15 protein-coding genes and 1 pseudogene are annotated in these 16,522 nt (G+C 71.7%); 9 read left to right on the forward strand and 7 right to left on the reverse strand.

Going from position 1 to position 16,522, the window contains the following annotated elements:
- Positions 1-27: 27 nt before the first annotated feature.
- The 6 genes and pseudogenes from IW248_RS29265 to IW248_RS33805 form a co-directional block, all read right to left on the reverse strand.
- On the reverse strand, positions 28-1,116 hold the full coding sequence (locus tag IW248_RS29265; RefSeq protein WP_196929493.1) for a uroporphyrinogen-III synthase: 1,089 nt from the start codon (positions 1,114-1,116) through the stop codon (positions 28-30).
- A complete protein-coding gene (gene nirD, locus IW248_RS29270; protein WP_196929494.1) occupies positions 1,116-1,463 on the reverse strand; it encodes a nitrite reductase small subunit NirD in 348 nt (115 codons plus the stop codon). The genes IW248_RS29265 and nirD overlap by 1 nt, the downstream gene beginning before the upstream one ends.
- Positions 1,460-3,997 carry a nitrite reductase large subunit NirB gene (gene nirB / locus IW248_RS29275; protein WP_196929495.1) on the reverse strand — a complete coding sequence of 846 codons (2,538 nt, stop codon included), beginning with the start codon at positions 3,995-3,997 and terminating at the stop codon, positions 1,460-1,462. The genes nirD and nirB overlap by 4 nt, the downstream gene beginning before the upstream one ends.
- Positions 3,994-5,433, reverse strand: a complete 1,440-nt coding sequence (locus IW248_RS29280; RefSeq protein WP_196929496.1) for an FAD-dependent oxidoreductase — start codon at positions 5,431-5,433, stop codon at positions 3,994-3,996. Before IW248_RS29280 ends, nirB begins: the two co-directional genes overlap by 4 nt.
- The gene (locus IW248_RS29285) at positions 5,430-7,604 is read right to left on the reverse strand and encodes a molybdopterin oxidoreductase family protein (RefSeq protein WP_196929497.1); all 2,175 of its coding nucleotides are present in this window, start codon (positions 7,602-7,604) and stop codon (positions 5,430-5,432) included. The genes IW248_RS29280 and IW248_RS29285 overlap by 4 nt, the downstream gene beginning before the upstream one ends.
- Positions 7,605-8,009: 405 nt before the next feature.
- Positions 8,010-8,340: pseudogene (locus tag IW248_RS33805) on the reverse strand (hypothetical protein).
- 267 nt (positions 8,341-8,607) lie between these two features.
- On the opposite strand from IW248_RS33805, the gene IW248_RS29300 reads away from it, so the two are divergent.
- From IW248_RS29300 to glmM, 9 genes are all read left to right on the forward strand, one after another.
- Positions 8,608-9,375: a DUF5753 domain-containing protein gene (locus IW248_RS29300; protein WP_196929498.1), complete on the forward strand. Its 768-nt coding sequence runs from the start codon at positions 8,608-8,610 to the stop codon at positions 9,373-9,375.
- A complete protein-coding gene (locus tag IW248_RS29305) occupies positions 9,366-9,563 on the forward strand; it encodes a DUF397 domain-containing protein (protein ID WP_196929499.1) in 198 nt (65 codons plus the stop codon). Before IW248_RS29300 ends, IW248_RS29305 begins: the two co-directional genes overlap by 10 nt.
- Positions 9,564-9,997: 434 nt before the next feature.
- A complete protein-coding gene (locus IW248_RS29310) occupies positions 9,998-10,693 on the forward strand; it encodes a class I SAM-dependent methyltransferase (RefSeq protein ID WP_196929500.1) in 696 nt (231 codons plus the stop codon).
- Positions 10,694-10,807: 114 nt separating this feature from the next.
- Positions 10,808-11,065, forward strand: coding sequence for a DUF6364 family protein (locus IW248_RS29315; protein WP_091403518.1), 258 nt, complete (start codon positions 10,808-10,810; stop codon positions 11,063-11,065).
- Complete coding sequence (locus IW248_RS29320; RefSeq protein WP_124778100.1) at positions 11,055-11,348, forward strand: hypothetical protein; 294 nt, start codon at positions 11,055-11,057, stop codon at positions 11,346-11,348. Before IW248_RS29315 ends, IW248_RS29320 begins: the two co-directional genes overlap by 11 nt.
- 142 nt (positions 11,349-11,490) lie before the next feature.
- Positions 11,491-12,873, forward strand: coding sequence for a nitrate/nitrite transporter (locus tag IW248_RS29325; protein ID WP_196929501.1), 1,383 nt, complete (start codon positions 11,491-11,493; stop codon positions 12,871-12,873).
- Positions 12,874-13,082: 209 nt separating this feature from the next.
- Positions 13,083-13,526 (forward strand): 50S ribosomal protein L13, encoded by a 444-nt coding sequence (gene rplM, locus IW248_RS29330; protein ID WP_053653864.1) that lies wholly within the window; start codon positions 13,083-13,085, stop codon positions 13,524-13,526.
- Between the two features lie 20 nt (positions 13,527-13,546).
- Complete coding sequence (gene rpsI, locus IW248_RS29335) at positions 13,547-14,029, forward strand: 30S ribosomal protein S9 (protein WP_196929502.1); 483 nt, start codon at positions 13,547-13,549, stop codon at positions 14,027-14,029.
- A 118-nt stretch (positions 14,030-14,147) separates the two neighbouring features.
- Positions 14,148-15,506 carry a phosphoglucosamine mutase gene (gene glmM / locus IW248_RS29340; RefSeq protein WP_196929503.1) on the forward strand — a complete coding sequence of 453 codons (1,359 nt, stop codon included), beginning with the start codon at positions 14,148-14,150 and terminating at the stop codon, positions 15,504-15,506.
- 52 nt (positions 15,507-15,558) lie between these two features.
- Here the strand turns inward: glmM and IW248_RS29345 are convergent, their stop codons facing one another.
- Complete coding sequence (locus tag IW248_RS29345; protein ID WP_196929504.1) at positions 15,559-16,431, reverse strand: class I SAM-dependent methyltransferase; 873 nt, start codon at positions 16,429-16,431, stop codon at positions 15,559-15,561.
- Between the last annotated feature and the right edge of the window lie 91 nt (positions 16,432-16,522).

The following is a 16,522-nucleotide window of genomic DNA, read 5'->3' on the forward strand; positions in this document are numbered from 1 at the left end:
GCATTCGCGTGCCGGCCGTGACGCGCTTCAGTCGACCCGGAGCCGGTAGCCGCGCTTCACCACTGTCTGCACCACGCGGGGCGCGCGCAAGCCGGCCCGTAGGCGGGCGACGGCCATCTCCACGGCGTGCTCGTCCGCGCCCCGGGGCAGGGTCCGCAGCAACGCCGTGCGGGACAGCACCCGACCGGGGGACTGGGCCAGTGCCCGCAGCACCGCCATCGGCGCGGGCGCGAGTGGCCGCAGCTCGCCGTCGATCACAGCGGCGTGCCCGCGCAACGTGAGCAGGTGCCCGCCGGCCTTGAACGTCACGGTCCGGCGGGGCAGTTCGTCGACGATGGTCCGCACCAGCGCGCCCAACCGGGCCCGACCGGGCGCGCTCACCGGCACCCCGTGCCGCAGCAACGGCTCGGCGGTCACCGCGCCGACGCAGCTGGCCAGCACGTCACCGCGCAACGCGGACAGCACCGCGTCGGCGCGATCCCCGGCGGCCCGCAGCAACGCCTCGGCCGCCGGCGCCGACGTGAACGTCACCGCGTCCACCAGCCGGCCGGCGATCAGGTCGATCAACCGGTGCAGCGGTGCCGGGTCGGTCGGCGGCGCCCAGCGGTAGACCGGCACCTCGATGACAGTGGCACCCGCCGCCTCCAGCGCGAGCGTGCACTCGGGCTGCCGCTCACCGTGCAGCTGCATGGCGATCACCTGCCCGGCCACGCCGCGCCGGCGCAGGTGGTCGACCACCTCGTCGCAGCTCTCCGAGGCGGGCGACCACTGGTCGTGCAGCCCGGCCGCCCGGATCGCGCCGCGTGCCTTCGGGCCGCGCGCCACCACGTACGAGCTGGCCAGCACGGAGCGCAGCGGCTCGGCCAGCCCCCAGCCCTCGGCCGCCTCCAGCCAGCCGCGCATGCCGATGCCGGTGTTGGCCATCAGGATGTCCGGCGGCTGGTCGAGGCAGGCGCGGGTCGCCTCGCGCAGCTCGGTGTCGTCGGACAGCGGCACGATCCGCAACGCCGGGGCGAGCACCACCCGGGCGCCCCGGCGTTCGAGCAGCGCGGCCAACTCGTCGCGCCGCCGGTCGGCGGTCACCCCGATGGTGAAGCCCGCCAGTTCTTCCCGCATCAACCCTCCTGTCGCAGCCGAACCTCGACCAGCCCGTTGCGGCAACGCGCCTCGTGTCGGGCCACGGCCACCCCGGGCAGGTCGAGGCAGTGCCCGCTGCGCAGGTCGTACACCTGCTTGTGCAGCGGTGAGGCGAGCGTCGGCACTCCGTCACGGCTGCCGACGATGCCGCGGGACAGCACGTACGCCCCGGAGACCGGATCGCGGTTGTCTATCGCGAACAGCCCGTCGGCGGTCCGGAAGAGAGCGATCTGCACCCCGTCGACCAGGGCGGCGACGCCCCGGTCCGGCTCCAACCTGTCGAGGAGGCAGACGGTGGTCCAGGTCAGCGTGAGGGTCTGGGTCATCGCCGTACCTCCGGTAGGCCGAGGGTGACCGGTTGCCGACGGTGACCGTTGGTCGGCTCGGATCCGGTCGGGGACTGGTCGCGTACGGGTACCGGTTGGCCGCGTTCGCGGGTGAAGGTGATCGACGGGTCCGGTACGTCGGGGGCGTTGACGAAGGAGGTGTAGCGGCGCAGCCGATCCGGGTCGTCCAGGACGTCGCGCCACTCGTCGGAGTACGACGTCACGTGCCGGGCCATCGCCGCGTCGAGGTCGGCGCAGAGCCCGAGCGTGTCGTCCACGATCACCGAGCGCAGGTGGTCCAGGCCACCGTCCATCGCCTCGATCCAGCCGGCGGTACGTTGCAGCCGGTCGGCGGTGCGAATGTAATAAATTAAGAATCTATCGATTAGCCGAATCAGAGTTTCTGTGGACAGGTCGGTGGCGAACAGGTCGGCGTGCCGGGGCCGGAAGCCGCCGTTACCGCCGACGTAGAGGTTCCAACCGGTCTCGGTGGCGATGATGCCGAAGTCCTTGCTGCGCGCCTCCGCGCATTCCCGGGCGCAGCCGGAGACCGCCGACTTGAGCTTGTGCGGTGCACGCAGCCCGCGATAGCGCAGCTCCAGTGCCACGGCCAGCCCCACCGAGTCCTGCACCCCGTAGCGGCACCATGTCTCGCCCACGCACGACTTCACAGTGCGCAGCGCCTTGCCGTACGCGTGGCCGGACTCGAAGCCGGCGTCGACCAGCCGCCGCCAGATCTGCGGCAGCTGCTCCACCCGCGCCCCGAACAGGTCGATCCGCTGCCCACCGGTGATCTTCGTGTAGAGCTGGAAGTCCCGGGCGACCTCGCCGATCACGATCAGCTTCTCCGGAGTGATCTCGCCGCCCGGGATCCGGGGCACCACCGAGTAGCTGCCGTCGCGTTGCAGGTTGGCCAGGAAGTGGTCGTTGGTGTCCTGCAACGATGCCTGCTCGCCGTCGAGCACGTGCCCGCTGCCCAGCGAGGCGAGGATCGACGCGACCACCGGCTTGCAGATGTCGCAGCCGCGGCCCCGGCCGTGCTCGGCGACCAGCCGGGAGAAGGTGCGGATGCCGCGGACGCGGACGATCTCGAACAGCTCCCGCCGGCTGACGTCGAAGTGCTCGCAGAGCGCGCTGGACTGCGTCACCCCGGCCGCGTCCAGGAGCTGCTTGAGCATCGGCACGCAGGAGCCGCAGCTGGTGCCGGCCCGGGTGCACGCCTTCACCGCCGCCACGTCCGCGCAACCGTCGGCGATGGCGGCGTCCACGTCGCCCCGGGTCACCGCGTTGCAGGAGCAGACCTGCGCGGTGGCGGGCAGCGCCCCGGCGTCCGCGCCGCCACCGTCGGGGGCCAGCAGCGCCAGCGGTGCGGCCGGCAGCGGACCGCCCACACTGGCGCGCAGCGTCGGGTACGCGCTGGCATCACCGACCAGCACCCCGCCGAGCAGGGTGTGCGCGTCGTCGGAGAGGACCAGCTTCGCGTAGACCCGGGTGGCCGGATCGGTGAACGTGACGTCCAGGCAGCCCTCGGTCGCGCCGTGGGCGTCGCCGAACGAGGCCACGTCGACGCCGAGCAGCTTGAGTTTGGTGGCGGTGTCCGCGCCCGGGAAGGTCGCCGCGCCACCGACCAGCCGATCGGCCACCACCTCGGCCGTCGCGTACCCCGGCGCGACCAGACCGTGGCAGATGCCGTCGACCGCCGCGCACTCTCCGACGGCCCAGATCCGTTCGTCGGCGGTGCGGCAGGTCGCGTCGACAAGCACCCCGCCGCGCGGGCCCAGCGGCAGACCGGCATCCCGGGCCAACTGGTCCCGGGGCCGGATGCCGGCGGCCACCACCACCAGCTCCGCGTCGAGGGCGGTGCCGTCGGAGAGTTCCAGGGCCGCGACGCCGCCGTCCGGGCCCTGACGGATCGCTGTGGTCGCCACCCCGAGATGAGTCCGTACGCCCAAGTCGTCGACGTAGCGGCGGAGCATCGCCCCGCCGGCCTGGTCCACCTGCACCGGCATCAACCGGGGCGCGAACTCGACCACGTCGGTGCTCAGGCCGAGCAGTCGCAGGGCGTTCGCGGCCTCCAGGCCGAGCAGCCCGCCACCGATCACCGCGCCGACCCGCCGGCCCCGCGCGTACTCCCGGATTGCCGCCAGGTCGTCCAGGGTCCGGTAGACGAAGACCCCGGGCAGCTCGGTGCCGGCCACCGGCGGCACGAACGCGTACGACCCGGTGGCCAGCACCAGCGCGTCGTAGCGGTATTCGCCGACGGCGGTGGTCACCACCTGTCGGTCCCGGTCGACTGCGGTGGCCGGCTCGCCGAGTCGCAGCCGCACCCCGTCGTGTGGGGTGTGCAGGTTGAGTTCGCTCTCACTCACCCCGTCGAAGTACGCCGAGAGCCGCACCCGGTCGTACGCCGGGCGCCCCTCCTCAGCCAGCACTGTCACCCGCCAGTTGCCCTGTGGGTCACGGGCGTGCAGCGCGTCCACGAAACGCTGCCCGACCATGCCGTTGCCGATGACGACCAGTTCGCCGCCGCTCATCGCGTCACCTCCACCGATTCCGCCTGGCTCAGCCAGTCGACGATGCCGCTCACCGCGTCCCGGCATCCGCCGCATCCGGTGCCGGCCCGGGTCGCGGCCACCACCGCATCGACAGTCCGGGCGCCGGAGCGCCAGCTTCTGACCAGTGCGCCCTTGCTCACCGTGTTGCACTGACAGACCGTGGCCGCGTCCGGCATCAGCGCCGGTGAGGCGGCCGGGGTCGCGCCGACCGCGCCGAGCGCCCGGCCGAGCAGCAGCGCCCGCCGGTCGGTCGGCACCGGCTGACCACGGTCGAAGAGTTGGATCACCGTGCCGACCGCCGGGTTGTCGCCGAGCAGGATCGCGCCGACCAGCCGCTCGTCCCGGATCCGCAACCGGGCGTACGTGCCCCGGGTCGCGTCGGCGAAGGTCAACTCCTCGTCCGGCCTGGCACTGGCCGCGTCACCCATCGAGGCCAGGTCGATCCCGGCTGCCTTCAGCCGGGTCACCACCGGCCGGGGCCGGTACCGGGCCAGTGGGTCCGTTCCGGTCAGCACGTCCGCGAGCACCTGGGCCTGGGCCCAGGCCGGAGCGACAAGCCCGGTGAGTACGCCGTCGTGCTCGGCGCAGTCGCCGATCGCCGAGATGGACCGGTCGCTGGTGCGGAGCCGGTCGTCCACCACCACGCCGCGCCGCACGGTCAGGCCGGCGGCCTGCGCGAGGGCGGTGTCGGGGCGTACACCGCAGGAGAGCACCAGCAGGTCGGCGCGGATCGATCGGCCGTCGGCCAGGTCGAGGCGGACCCCGTTGGCGTCCGCGGCCACGCCGGTCGCCGGCACCCCCAGTTGGACGGTGACGCCGAAGCCGGCGAGCGTGCCCGCGAGCACCGCGCCGGCCGTCGGGTCCAGTTGCCGTTCCATCAGGTGCTCTCTCGGGTGCACCACAGTGGTGGCCAGACCCCGGGTGGCCAGCCCTCGGGCGGCCTCCAGACCGAGCAGCCCGCCGCCGAGCACCAGCGCGCTGCGGGCGCCGTCCGCGGCGGCGAGGATCCGCCGGCAGTCGTCCAGGGTCCGGAAGGGGACCACCCGCTCCGGCAGGTTCGCCGGGTCGAGGCCGGGCAGCGGCGGCACCACCGCGCGGGCGCCGGTGGCCAGCACCAGGTGGTCGTACCCGATGCGTTCGCCGTCGTCGGTGCGGACCTCCCGGGCGGCCCGGTCGACGGCGGTCACCGGTACGCCGCTGCGCAGGTCGACGCCGTGCCCGGCGGCTTCGGTCAGCTCCACGTCCGGCTCGTCGATCCGGCCGGCCAGCAGGGTGGAGAGCAGGATCCGGTTGTACGCGCGGTGCGGCTCGGCCCCGAGCACTGTGACCTTCCGGTCTCCCTCCCGGGCGTGCAGCTCACCGGCGAGGCGCGCGCCCGCCATCCCGTTGCCGACGATGACCACCCGGGCGGTCATGCCTTCTCCACCCGGACCGCGCAGATCTTGAACTCGGGCATCCCGGAGATCGGGTCCACCGCGTCGTTGGTCACCGAGTTGGCGCGTCCCTTCCCCGCGTAGTGGAACGGGGCGAACACGGTGTCGGGTCGGATCCCGGCGCTGAGCCGGGCCGGAGCGGAGAACTCACCTCTGCGCGAGGTGACCCGCACCGGGTCGCCGTCGTCGATGTCCAGCCGGGCGGCCAGGTCGGGGTGCAGCTCGACGAACGCCTCCGGTGCGGCGCGCCGCAGCGCTGCCACCCGTCGGGTCTGGGTGCCCGACTGGTACTGCGCCAGCACGCGACCCGTGGTGAAGTGCAGCGGGTACGTGGCGCAGACCTCCTCGGCGGCCGGCCGATGGTCGACGGGGTGGAAGCGGGCCCGGCCGTCCGGGGTGGCGAACCGGTCGGCGAAGAGTCGGGGCGTGTCCGGCCCGTCCTCGGTCGGGCAGGGCCAGTAGACCCCGTCGTCGGCGTCGATCCGGTCCCAGCTGATGCCGGCGTAGTCGGCGGCCCCACCGGCGGAGGCGCGACGCAGCTCGGCGAAGACGGTGGCCGGGTCGGCCGGGAACCGGGCCGCCGCGACGGCGGCCGGTCGCACGCTGGCCGGGTTGGCGTCGGCCGGGTTGGCGTCCGTCGACTCGGCGCCGGCCAGCCGCGCCGCCAGGTCGGAGATGATGGCGAGGTCGGTCCGGACGCCCGACGGGGGTGGGCGTAGCGCACGTCGACGCAGCACCCGACCCTCCAGGTTGGTCATGGTGCCGTCCTCCTCGGCCCACTGCGCGGTGGGTAGGACCACGTCCGCCAGCGCGGCCGTCTCGGAGAGCAGGAGGTCGGCGACGACCAGCAGGTCGAGGTCGCGCAGCCGGCCCTCGATCCGGGCCGCACGGGGCGCCGAGACCACCGGGTTCGACCCGAACACCAGCAACGCGCGCGGGCCACCCGGGGTGCCGAGCGAGTCGAGCAGTTGGTAGGCGGGCACCCCCGGGCCGGGCAACTCGTCGGCCGGGACACCCCACACCCCGGCCACGTGTTCCCGGGCCGCCGGGTCGTCGATCTTCCGGTAGCCGGGGAGCTGGTCGGCCTTCTGCCCGTGCTCCCGCCCGCCCTGGCCGTTGCCCTGGCCGGTGAGGCAGCCGTACCCCGAACCGTCGCGGCCGGGCAGACCGAGGGCGAGGGCGAGATTGACGTACGCGGTGACGGTGTCCACCCCCTTGGCGTGCTGCTCGGCACCGCGGGCGGTCAGGATGATCACGCGACCGGCGGTGCCCAGCGCGCGGGCGGTCGCCTCCAGGTCGGCCACCGGCACCCCGGAGAGCTGTTCCGCGCGGGCCGGCCACCAGGCGGCGACGCCCCGCCGGACCGCGTCGAACCCGGTGGTGCGGTCGGCCACGTACGCCCGGTCGACCCAACCCTCGGTGAGGGCGATGTGCAGCAGCGCGTTGGCCACCGCGAGGTCGGTGCCGGGCAGCGGTTGCAGGTGCAGGTCGGCCTGGCGGGCGGTGGCGGTGACCCGGGGGTCGATGACGATCAGTTTCCCGCCGTTGCGGCGCTGCTCGGTGAGCCAGCGCACCAGCGGCGGCATGGTCTCCGCCGGGTTCGCCCCGACCAGCAGCAGGGTGTCGGCCCGGCCCAGGTCGGCGAGGGGGAACGGCAACCCTCGGTCGATGCCGAAGGCGCACATCCCGGCGGCTGCCGCCGAGGACATGCAGAACCGTCCGTTGTAGTCGATGTTGCGGGTGCGCAGCCCGATCCGGGCGAACTTCCCCAACGCGTACGCCTTCTCGTTGGTCAGGCCACCACCGCCGAAGACGGCGACCGAGTCCCGGCCGGCGTCGTCCTGGACGGCGCGGATGCCGGCGACCACCCGGTCGAGCGCGGTGTCCCAGCTCGCTGGCTGTAGTTCGCCGCTGGCCGGGTCGCGCACCAGCGGGGTGGTCAGCCGCTCCGGGTGGTCCAGCAGTTCGGCGGCGGTCCAACCCTTCTGGCAGAGCCCGCCCCGGTTGGTGGGGAACTGGCGTGGGTGGACCGTCACCCCGGCGTCGTCCGAGCGCAGCGTCATCCCGCACTGCAGTGCGCAGTACGGGCAGTGCGTCGCCACTTCCCGGGGCAGTAGCCCTGGTGGAGTTGCCGACCGTGCACCGTCTGTCATGTCGGGAAAGCGTGCCGCCGGGCGGTTTCCGGTCCGGGTCCCTTCTGTTTCGGTCCTGTCAAGTGGGGCTCACACCGCACAGGAGCAGCAGGTGTGACGGGTGGCTGGTCGACCGGCGGCCTTCATCCCACGGTCAGCGCAAGTCGACGCGGCGTGGTCGGCGGGTCAGGGACAGCCAGCCCAGGAACCGGGCGTGAAGTGCTCGCGGGTCAGGACGAACGCCGAGGGAGTACAGGTCGTCGACCGCGTCTTGCATGTTCGCTGCCAGATAGAACGCCAGGGCGATCGAATGGCCGTAGAACTCGGTCGCGAGGTGAAGCTGAGCCGGCGCGCACGGCCAGGGGGCGGCGCAGTTGCGGCAGAGCCACGCCGGGCGCATCGGTTGGTGCGGGCGAGGGCGGCGGGTCATCCGACCCTCACCGGACCGCGCCTCACGGGCGCGCGGGTGGCTGGGCGACGGGGCCGCCGGGGCGGGCGGGTCCGGCCAGATCAGGCCCGCGGGCATCACGAACAGGGACCGGCGTGCGACCGCATCACCGTTCCCGGCCAGCTCGTAGCCGTCAATCCACAGCCACCCGTCGTACGTCGGCCAGTCGAGAACCCGAATCACGCGGACGAAGATCGGGCACAGGAACTGCACACTCGCGGCGCGGGTCAGGTGCAGGACGTCACCCGTGTGCGGCTTCCGCGGTTCGGGCCTCGGCTTGGATTTCCGATCGGGCGGCTCGTCCGGCACGGCGTTCTCCCCCTGGTCGTCATCTTGGGAAGGGGCCGCCCCGTGCGTGCTCGCCCATGGAGATCTTGGACAGTTTCCGTTCTCACGTAACGGAAAGTGTCCAAGATCTACGGCAGGTCCGGGGCGGCCCCGGTACGAACGCGTCCGCCGGGTTATGGGTTCCCTACCGGCCGCGCCGCCTGATCCCACCTTGCGGGCAGTGATGGGACAAGAACAGCCCGTAGCGATATGGTCGCGAGACATTCCGCGCATCCGTTGGAGGAAATCGTGAACGATGCGCTACGCGCCGCGCTGGCCGAGACGGGGCACTCGATTGAGTCCCTGGCAGGGTTGGTTCGGGTCGATCGAAAGACGGTCGCGCGCTGGCTGAACCACGACCACATTCCCCACCCCCGACACCGGGAGGCGGCGGCGAGTGCGCTTCGACGGCCCATAGGGGACATCTGGCCGGACACTTCAAGACGTCGCGAGCCAATTTGGTTCCGACCATGGCAAGAGATCGAGCGCGAGGCGATCTCGCTGCGGTCGTTTCAGTCGACGGTCCTTCCCGGCCTACTTCAGACCGAGGCATACGCCCGCGCCGTGCTCGCCGGAGCCGACGTCATCGCCCGCAGCGACGTCGAGCGGCACCTAGCCTCACGACTCGCCCGGCAAAGCATCCTGACCCGTGAAGACCCGCCACACTTCACCGCAGTTGTTGACGAAGCCGTGTTGCGGCGGCCAGTCGGCGGACGAGCCACCATGCGTGAGCAGGTGCAGGCCCTCATCACCGCGTGCGTGGCCCCGCACGTCCGCGTGCACATCGTCCCCTCCACCGTCGGCGCGTACGCTGGCCTGAACGGTCCCTTCGTGATCGCCGTGGGGTCCGAGCATCGGGTTGCCGGCTACCTCGACAATCAGCTTCAGGGGCAAGTCGTTACCGGTGCCGAGGACATAGCGGCGATGCTGGCCGCGTGGGAGAACGTACGCGGCGAGGCGTTGTCCCACTGGCAATCCGTCGACCTACTTACGGAGATGGCGAGGACATGGAACTGACCGGCGCGCGGTGGCGCAAGAGCACCCGCAGCAGCGGCAACGGCGGCGACTGCGTCGAGGTTGCGGACAACCTGCCTGGCATCGTTGGTGTGCGGGACTCGAAGGACCCGGCAGGGCCGGCGTTGGTCTTCGGACCCACGGCCTGGCGGGCGTTCGTCGGTATGGCGAAGGCGCACGACCCGGCCTGACCAGCATGACGCAGAGGCCCCCGGTTCGCCGGGGGCCTTTCGCGTGTTCGAGGTCAAACCACCGCGAGGCAGCGCAAGCGTGGCCAGACTGACCACATAGAACGCTCGCGACGACGCCGGCTCGCCCCCTCCCTGCGGCGATCTTGCACTTTCTGTGGCGGCATAAAGGATGAGTGCGACATAACGACGACCGAAAGTGCAAGATCGGCGGGGGTCACGATGGCCAAGGGCCCTCGTCGAGCGCGCCCTTGAGCCTGACGTCGATGATCCCGTGCGCGGTCGTGCGTCGAGCGGTGACTCTGTGGTGATTTCGGCGTGTGACGGGAGGTGTGACCCGGAGCCTTTGGAGCTGAATCGCTGACGACATCAGCGTCGCCTTCCGGCACACCGCGCTTATAATGTGGGAAAACTGTCTCAAAGTTTGGGAGTCCGCGATGAGTGTGACGGACGTTTTCGACGCGGTTGCCGGCACCTACGACGAGGCGCGTCGGCGACTGATTCCCTGCTTCGACGCCTTCTACGGCACCGCCGTCCAGGTGGCCACGCCGCCGTTGCGCGCCGCGCTCGCCGCCGGGCGTACCCCCGAGGTGTTGGATCTGGGCGCCGGCACCGGGCTGCTCTCGCTGCTGCTGGCCGCGGCGGTGCCCGGAGTCCGGCTGACCCTGGTGGACGGGGCACCGGCGATGCTCGCCCGCGCCACCGACCAGTTGGACGCGCGGTCCGTGCCGCACCGAACGGTCCGGGCCGACCTGGCCGACGAGCTGCCGCCCGGCCGGTACGACGCGGTGGTCAGCGCCCTGGCGATCCACCACCTGGACGACGCCGGCAAGCGTGCGCTCTACCGGCGGGCCGCCGCCGCGCTGGCACCGGGCGGGGTGTTCGTCAACGCCGAGCAGGTTGCTGGCCCGACGCCGGAGCTGGACCGGCGCTACGACGAGGTGTGGATGCAGCGGATTGCCGAGTTGGGCGCGTCGCCCGACGAGATCGCGGCATCCCGGGAGCGGATGCGGCACGACCGGCCGGCCACGGTGGCCGACCAGTGCCGGTGGCTCGCCGAGGCGGGCCTGGTCGACGTCGACTGCTACTTCAAGGAGTGGCGCTTCGCGGTGTTCGGCGGGCGGGCCGGGTAGACCTGGCGCGGCCGGGCCGGGTGAGCCCCGGCGGAATGTGCGTTTCGCCGGTCGGGGGTGAGTCGGTGAACGCGGGGATGACTGTTGGTCACACCGCTGGGTAATCTGCTCGGCATGACTGCCAAGGTGACTCTCTCGTTCACGGACGAGACGATCGAGGAGGCGCGGCGGTTCGCCAAGCGTGAGGGGCTGTCGCTCTCCGCGTGGATGGACCAGGCCGCCCGGGAGAAGGCGCTGCGCGAGGTCTTCACCGCGCACGCCGCCGCCGTGGGCCGCGCCAGCCTCGATCTGGAGTCCGCCGCCCTCGCCGACGCCCGCGAGGTGGGCATGGTCAACGACCTGTTCTCCGGCGGACGGCCGCGTGCTGCGTAGGGGTGAGATCTGGCGCATCGAGGGCGCCCGGGAACGCCTCGGCCTTGTGATCAGCTCGGACGTCTACAACTCCACCGACGTGCCCATCGTGATCGTGGTCGAGGTGGTCGAGGAGTCGCTCCTCCGGGACTCGCCGCTCGCTGTGTCGATGGGCCGGTACGTCGTGATGCCCGACCGGATCTCCTCGCCCATGAAGAAGTGGTTCACCGGCTGCGTGGACGTCGCCGACACCGACACCATGCTCCGGGTCGGCCGCGCGCTGCGCATTCTCCAGCAGCTCTGACCGCGGAGCCCTGGTGGCGTGCTCACCATCGCCGCCGGCCCGTGGTGCGTTAGCCGTTTCCGGCCCGACCCGCGACGGGCACTGCCAGGTAACCGGGTGTTCCTAGCGTTTCCCCTCGTCACATCGACGAGGAGGAGCCGCCGTGAGCACGCTCACCAGCACCGCAGTCACCGCCGAGCCGCCCGCCGTCACCGGTCGCCGGCAACCGCTGCACGACTGGCGCCCCGAGGACCCGGACTTCTGGCAGGCCACCGGAGCGCCGATCGCCCGGCGCAACCTCTGGGTCTCGATCTTCGCCGAGCACGTCGGTTTCTCGGTGTGGAGTCTCTGGTCGGTCACCGTGCTCTTCCTCGGCCCCGCGTACGGCATCGATCCGGCCGGGAAGTTCCTGCTCACCGCCGTGCCGGCCGCGCTGGGCGCGGTGCTGCGGCTGCCGTACACGCTGGCGGTGGCCCGCTTCGGCGGACGACGCTGGACGATCATCAGCGCACTGCTGTTGCTGGTGCCCGCGGTGCCGATGACCGTGCTGCTGGAACCCGGGGTGTCCTACTCCACCCTGATGGTGCTGGCCTGCCTCACCGGGGTCGGTGGCGGCAACTTCGCCTCCTCGATGGCGAACATCAATCTGTTCTACCCGCAGCGGCTCAAGGGTCGGGCGCTCGGGCTCAACGCCGGTGGCGGCAACCTGGGCGTACCCGTCGTGCAGTTGGTCGGTCTGGCGGTCCTCGCCACCGCGGGCGCCGCGTACCCCCGGTTGGTGCCGGCGGTCTACCTGCCGCTGATCGTGTTGGCCGCGCTGGCGGCGGCCCGCTGGTTGGACACCGTGCCCGGGGCGCGCAACGAGCCGGGCGCGTTGCGCGCGGCGGCCCGTGACCCGCACACCTGGGTGATGTCGCTGCTGTACATCGGCACCTTCGGCTCGTTCATCGGCTTCGGCTTCGCCTTCGGTCAGGTGCTCCAGCTCCAGTTTGCCGAACGGTTCCCCACCCCTGTCGACGCCGCCTGGCTGACCTTCCTGGGCCCGCTGGTCGGCTCGCTGATCCGGCCGCTGGGCGGGCACCTCGCCGACCGGTTGGGCGGGGCCCGGGTGACCTTCTGGAACTTCGTGGCGATGGCGGCCGGCGCGAGCATCGTGCTGTACGCGGCCCGGGAACGCTCGTTCGGGCTCTACCTGGCCGGGTTCATCGCCCTCTTCGTCTTCTCCGGGGTCGGCAACGGCTCCACGTACAAGATGATCCCGGCGATCTTCCGGGCCCGGGCGGCGGACGCGGTGGCCACGGGTCACCGTGATCCGGAGGCCGCCGCGCGGTGGGCGCGGAGGATGACCGGCGCGTTGATCGGCGTCGCGGGTGCGATCGGCGCCTTCGGTGGCGTGCTGGTCAACATCGCGTTCCGCCAGTCGTTCCTCAGTTCGGGCAACGCCGACGCCGCCTACCTGGCGTTCATCGGCTGGTACGCGTTGTGTTTCGCGGTCACCTGGGTCGTCTACCTTCGGCCGCGGGCCGGTCGACTCGCCAACGTGTGAGCTGGGTCACCCTCGGCGCGTCGCCGCGCGGCAGCGCACCCCCGTTTTGACCTGCGGACGGGGCGCCGGGTATCGTTGCCTGCTGTTGTACGACATCCAGAGGCGTGCCCCATCAGGTACGCTTGGTCGTTCGTGCGCGCTGGTCCGGCCTGCAAGATCTGGTCACCTCGGCGCGCGACCCCAGACCGACGACGAGACAAGGTAGACCTGTGCGTACGTACAGCCCGAAGCCGGGTGAGATCGAGCGTCAGTGGCACGTCATCGACGCCTCTGATGTCGTGCTGGGCCGCCTGGCCACCCACGCCGCCACGTTGCTGCGTGGTAAGCACAAGCCGACTTTCGCGCCGCACGTCGACACGGGCGACTTTGTCGTCATCGTGAACGCGGGCAAGGTTGCGTTGACCGGCAACAAGCGCCAGACCAAGGTCGCTTACCGCCACTCCGGTTACCCGGGTGGTCTGAAGCAGATCGGCTACGACGAGCTGCTGACCAAGCGTCCCGAGCGGGCCATCGAGCTGGCCGTGAAGGGGATGCTCCCGCACAACAAGCTCGGCCGTCAGCTGATCAAGAAGCTGAAGGTCTACGCCGGTGCCGAGCACCCGCACCTCGCGCAGCAGCCGGTGCCGTTCGAGATCAAGCAGATCGCGCAGTGAGCGCGGGCGAAGGAAGCAGCATGACGGACATCATCGAGACCGAGGTCGCCCCGGAAGCCACGGAGGCCCCCGAGGTCACCGAGGCGCCGGCGCCCGTTGCCCGCGCGCCTCGTGGTGACCGGCCGATCCAGACCGTGGGCCGCCGCAAGGAGGCCATCGTCCGGGTTCGCCTCATCCCGGGCACCGGCAAGATCACCTGCAACGGCCAGGACCTCGAGGCGTACTTCCCGAGCAAGGTGCACCAGCAGCTCATCAAGGACCCGCTGGTCACCGCCGAGAAGCCCGAGCAGTTCGACGTCATCGCCAACCTGCGTGGCGGCGGCACCACCGGCCAGGCCGGTGCGCTCCGGCTGGGCATCGCCCGCGCGCTGATCATCAACGAGCCGGACGACCGCCCGGCCCTGAAGAAGGCCGGCTTCCTCACCCGGGACGCCCGGGTCAAGGAGAGCAAGAAGTACGGCCTCAAGAAGGCCCGTAAGGCTCCCCAGTACTCGAAGCGCTGATCTTTCCCAGCGCGTTGTACTTCTGACGGACGGCCGGTCCGCCTCCCCTCTGCGGGGGAGGCGGGTCGGCCGTTCCGCTTTCTCCTCACAGGCAGTGCTCATTCGGAGGTTGGCGGGTATGGGTCGGTTGTTCGGCACGGACGGCGTACGCGGGCGGGCAAACGCGGATCTCACCCCGGAGTTGGCGCTGGCGCTCGCGGTGGCCGCCGCGCACACACTGGCCGAGAAGGACCGCAGCCATCCGCCGCTCGCCGTCGTCGGCCGGGACACCCGTGCCAGCGGCGAGATGCTGGAGGCCGCGGTGGTCGCCGGTCTGACCAGCGCGGGCGCCAACGTGGTGCGGGTCGGCGTGCTGCCCACCCCCGCGGTGGCGTTCCTCACCGCCGAGGCCAAGGCCGACCTGGGTGTGATGCTCTCCGCGTCGCACAACCCGATGCCGGACAACGGCATCAAGCTCTTCGCCGCCGGTGGCCACAAGCTGCCCGACGAGATCGAGCTGCAGATCGAGGCGGCCGTCGAGACGAACGCCACCACCGCCTGGGACCGGCCGATCGGCGCCGGCGTCGGCCGCGTGCACGACCTGCTCGACGGTGCCGACCACTACGTCCAGCACCTGGTGGGGACCGTCGCGCACCGGCTCGACGGGATCAAGGTCGTTGTCGACTGCGCCAACGGCGCCGCCGCCGAGGTCGCCCCCGTCGCCTACCGGGAGGCCGGCGCGGAGGTCATCGCCATCTACGCGGAGCCCGACGGGCTGAACATCAACGACGACTGTGGCTCCAACCACATCGATGCGCTGCGCGCCGCCGTGGTCGAGAACGGCGCCCACCTGGGCATCGCCCACGACGGCGACGCCGACCGCTGCCTGGCGGTCACCGCTGACGGCGACGAGGTGGACGGCGACCAGGTGATGGCGATCCTCGCGGTGGCCATGCGGGACGCCGGCACGCTCACCCAGGACACCCTGGTGGCCACCGTGATGAGCAACCTCGGGCTGCGGCTCGCGATGTCCGCGCAGGGCATCCGCCTGATCGAGACCAAGGTCGGCGACCGGTACGTGCTGGAGGAGCTGCGCGCCTCCGGGCTGGCGCTCGGCGGTGAGCAGAGCGGCCACATCGTCATGCCCGCGCACGCCACCACCGGCGACGGGGTGCTCACCGGCCTGCACCTGATGGCTCGTATGGCGGCCACCGGTCAGTCCCTCGCCGAGTTGGCCTCGGTGGTCACCAAGCTGCCCCAGGTGTTGATCAACGTGCCGGTCGGCGACCGGACCGTCGGCGCCGCCGCGCCGGCCGTGCGCGCCGAGGTCGAGCGGGCCGAGGCGGAGCTGGGGGAGACCGGTCGGGTGTTGCTGCGCCCGTCGGGCACCGAGCCGCTGGTCCGGGTGATGGTCGAGGCGGCCACCGAGGCGACCGCCCGTGCGGTCGCCGAGCGGATCGCCGAGCTGGTCCGCACCGCGAGCCCCGTCACGTCCTAGGTGTGCCGTCCAGGGACGTTGGTCAACCTGGGGTGATGGGTGCTGTTCGGCGTCAGGCGCGGCGGGCGGCCCAGACGGTGCGCTCGGTTCGCATCGTCAGGTCGTCGCGGCGCAGGATGCTGTGCGGGCTGCCGGTGTCGAGGAGCTGATCGAGGGCGGTGAGGTCCTCGGGAGCGAGCGTGTCGGCGACAGCGCCGCGGATGCGCTGCAGGCCACCGAGGGCGTAGCGGCCGATCGCCGCGCTGTGGGAGCCCTCGATGTTCACGGCAATGGCGTGTTCGCCCTCGATCGTGAATCCGGCGGCGGTCAGCATCGGACCCCAGTCGGCGCCGCGGTGGGGCAGGTGCTCGGCAGTGCGGCGGTCGGTCGCGGCGTGGCAACGCTCTTCCAGACCGGGCCGGTTCTCGGGGGCGCTTTCCGGGAGGAACCGGGGAAAGCCGGCCAGTTCGACGACGGCGAACAGGCCGCCGGGAGTGAGCAGGTCGTGGACAGCGCGCAGTACACGGGCCGGGTGGGCCATGTGGTGCAACGATGCCGACGCCCAGACCAGGTCCGGTGAGCCGAGATCGGGCCAGGCAGCGTCATCGAGGTTGGCCTGCACCCTGCTCACGCGTTCCTCCACGCCGCGGGCGCACGCAGTTGTGCGCAGGCGCTGAAGGTGTTCGGCGGACGCGTCGACGGCGGTGACGTGCGCGTCGGGGAAGCGGTCGAGGAGGGCGAAGGTGCCGGCGCCCGTGCCGCAGCCGAGATCTACGATCTGCCGTGGGTTTGTCTCCAGTGGCAGCCATGCGGTGATCGAGGCTGTGTGCTCGGCGAGGACCTCGGCGTCCAGGTCGAGGATCTCTGCCTGGCCGTCGGTTCCGTGTCCGTGCTGATGTCCGTGCGGAACGCCATGGTGGGAGGTGTGCGGGTGCGCGTGGGTCATGCCCTCACGCTAGGGCGATTATGCGTATGCAGCACGCTGCCTTCCTGTTTGCGCAAGAAGATCGTCAGGTCTGCTGCCTGACGCGCAAGAG

The organism is Micromonospora ureilytica, from assembly GCF_015751765.1.
Classification (GTDB): Bacteria; Actinomycetota; Actinomycetes; order Mycobacteriales; family Micromonosporaceae; genus Micromonospora; species Micromonospora ureilytica.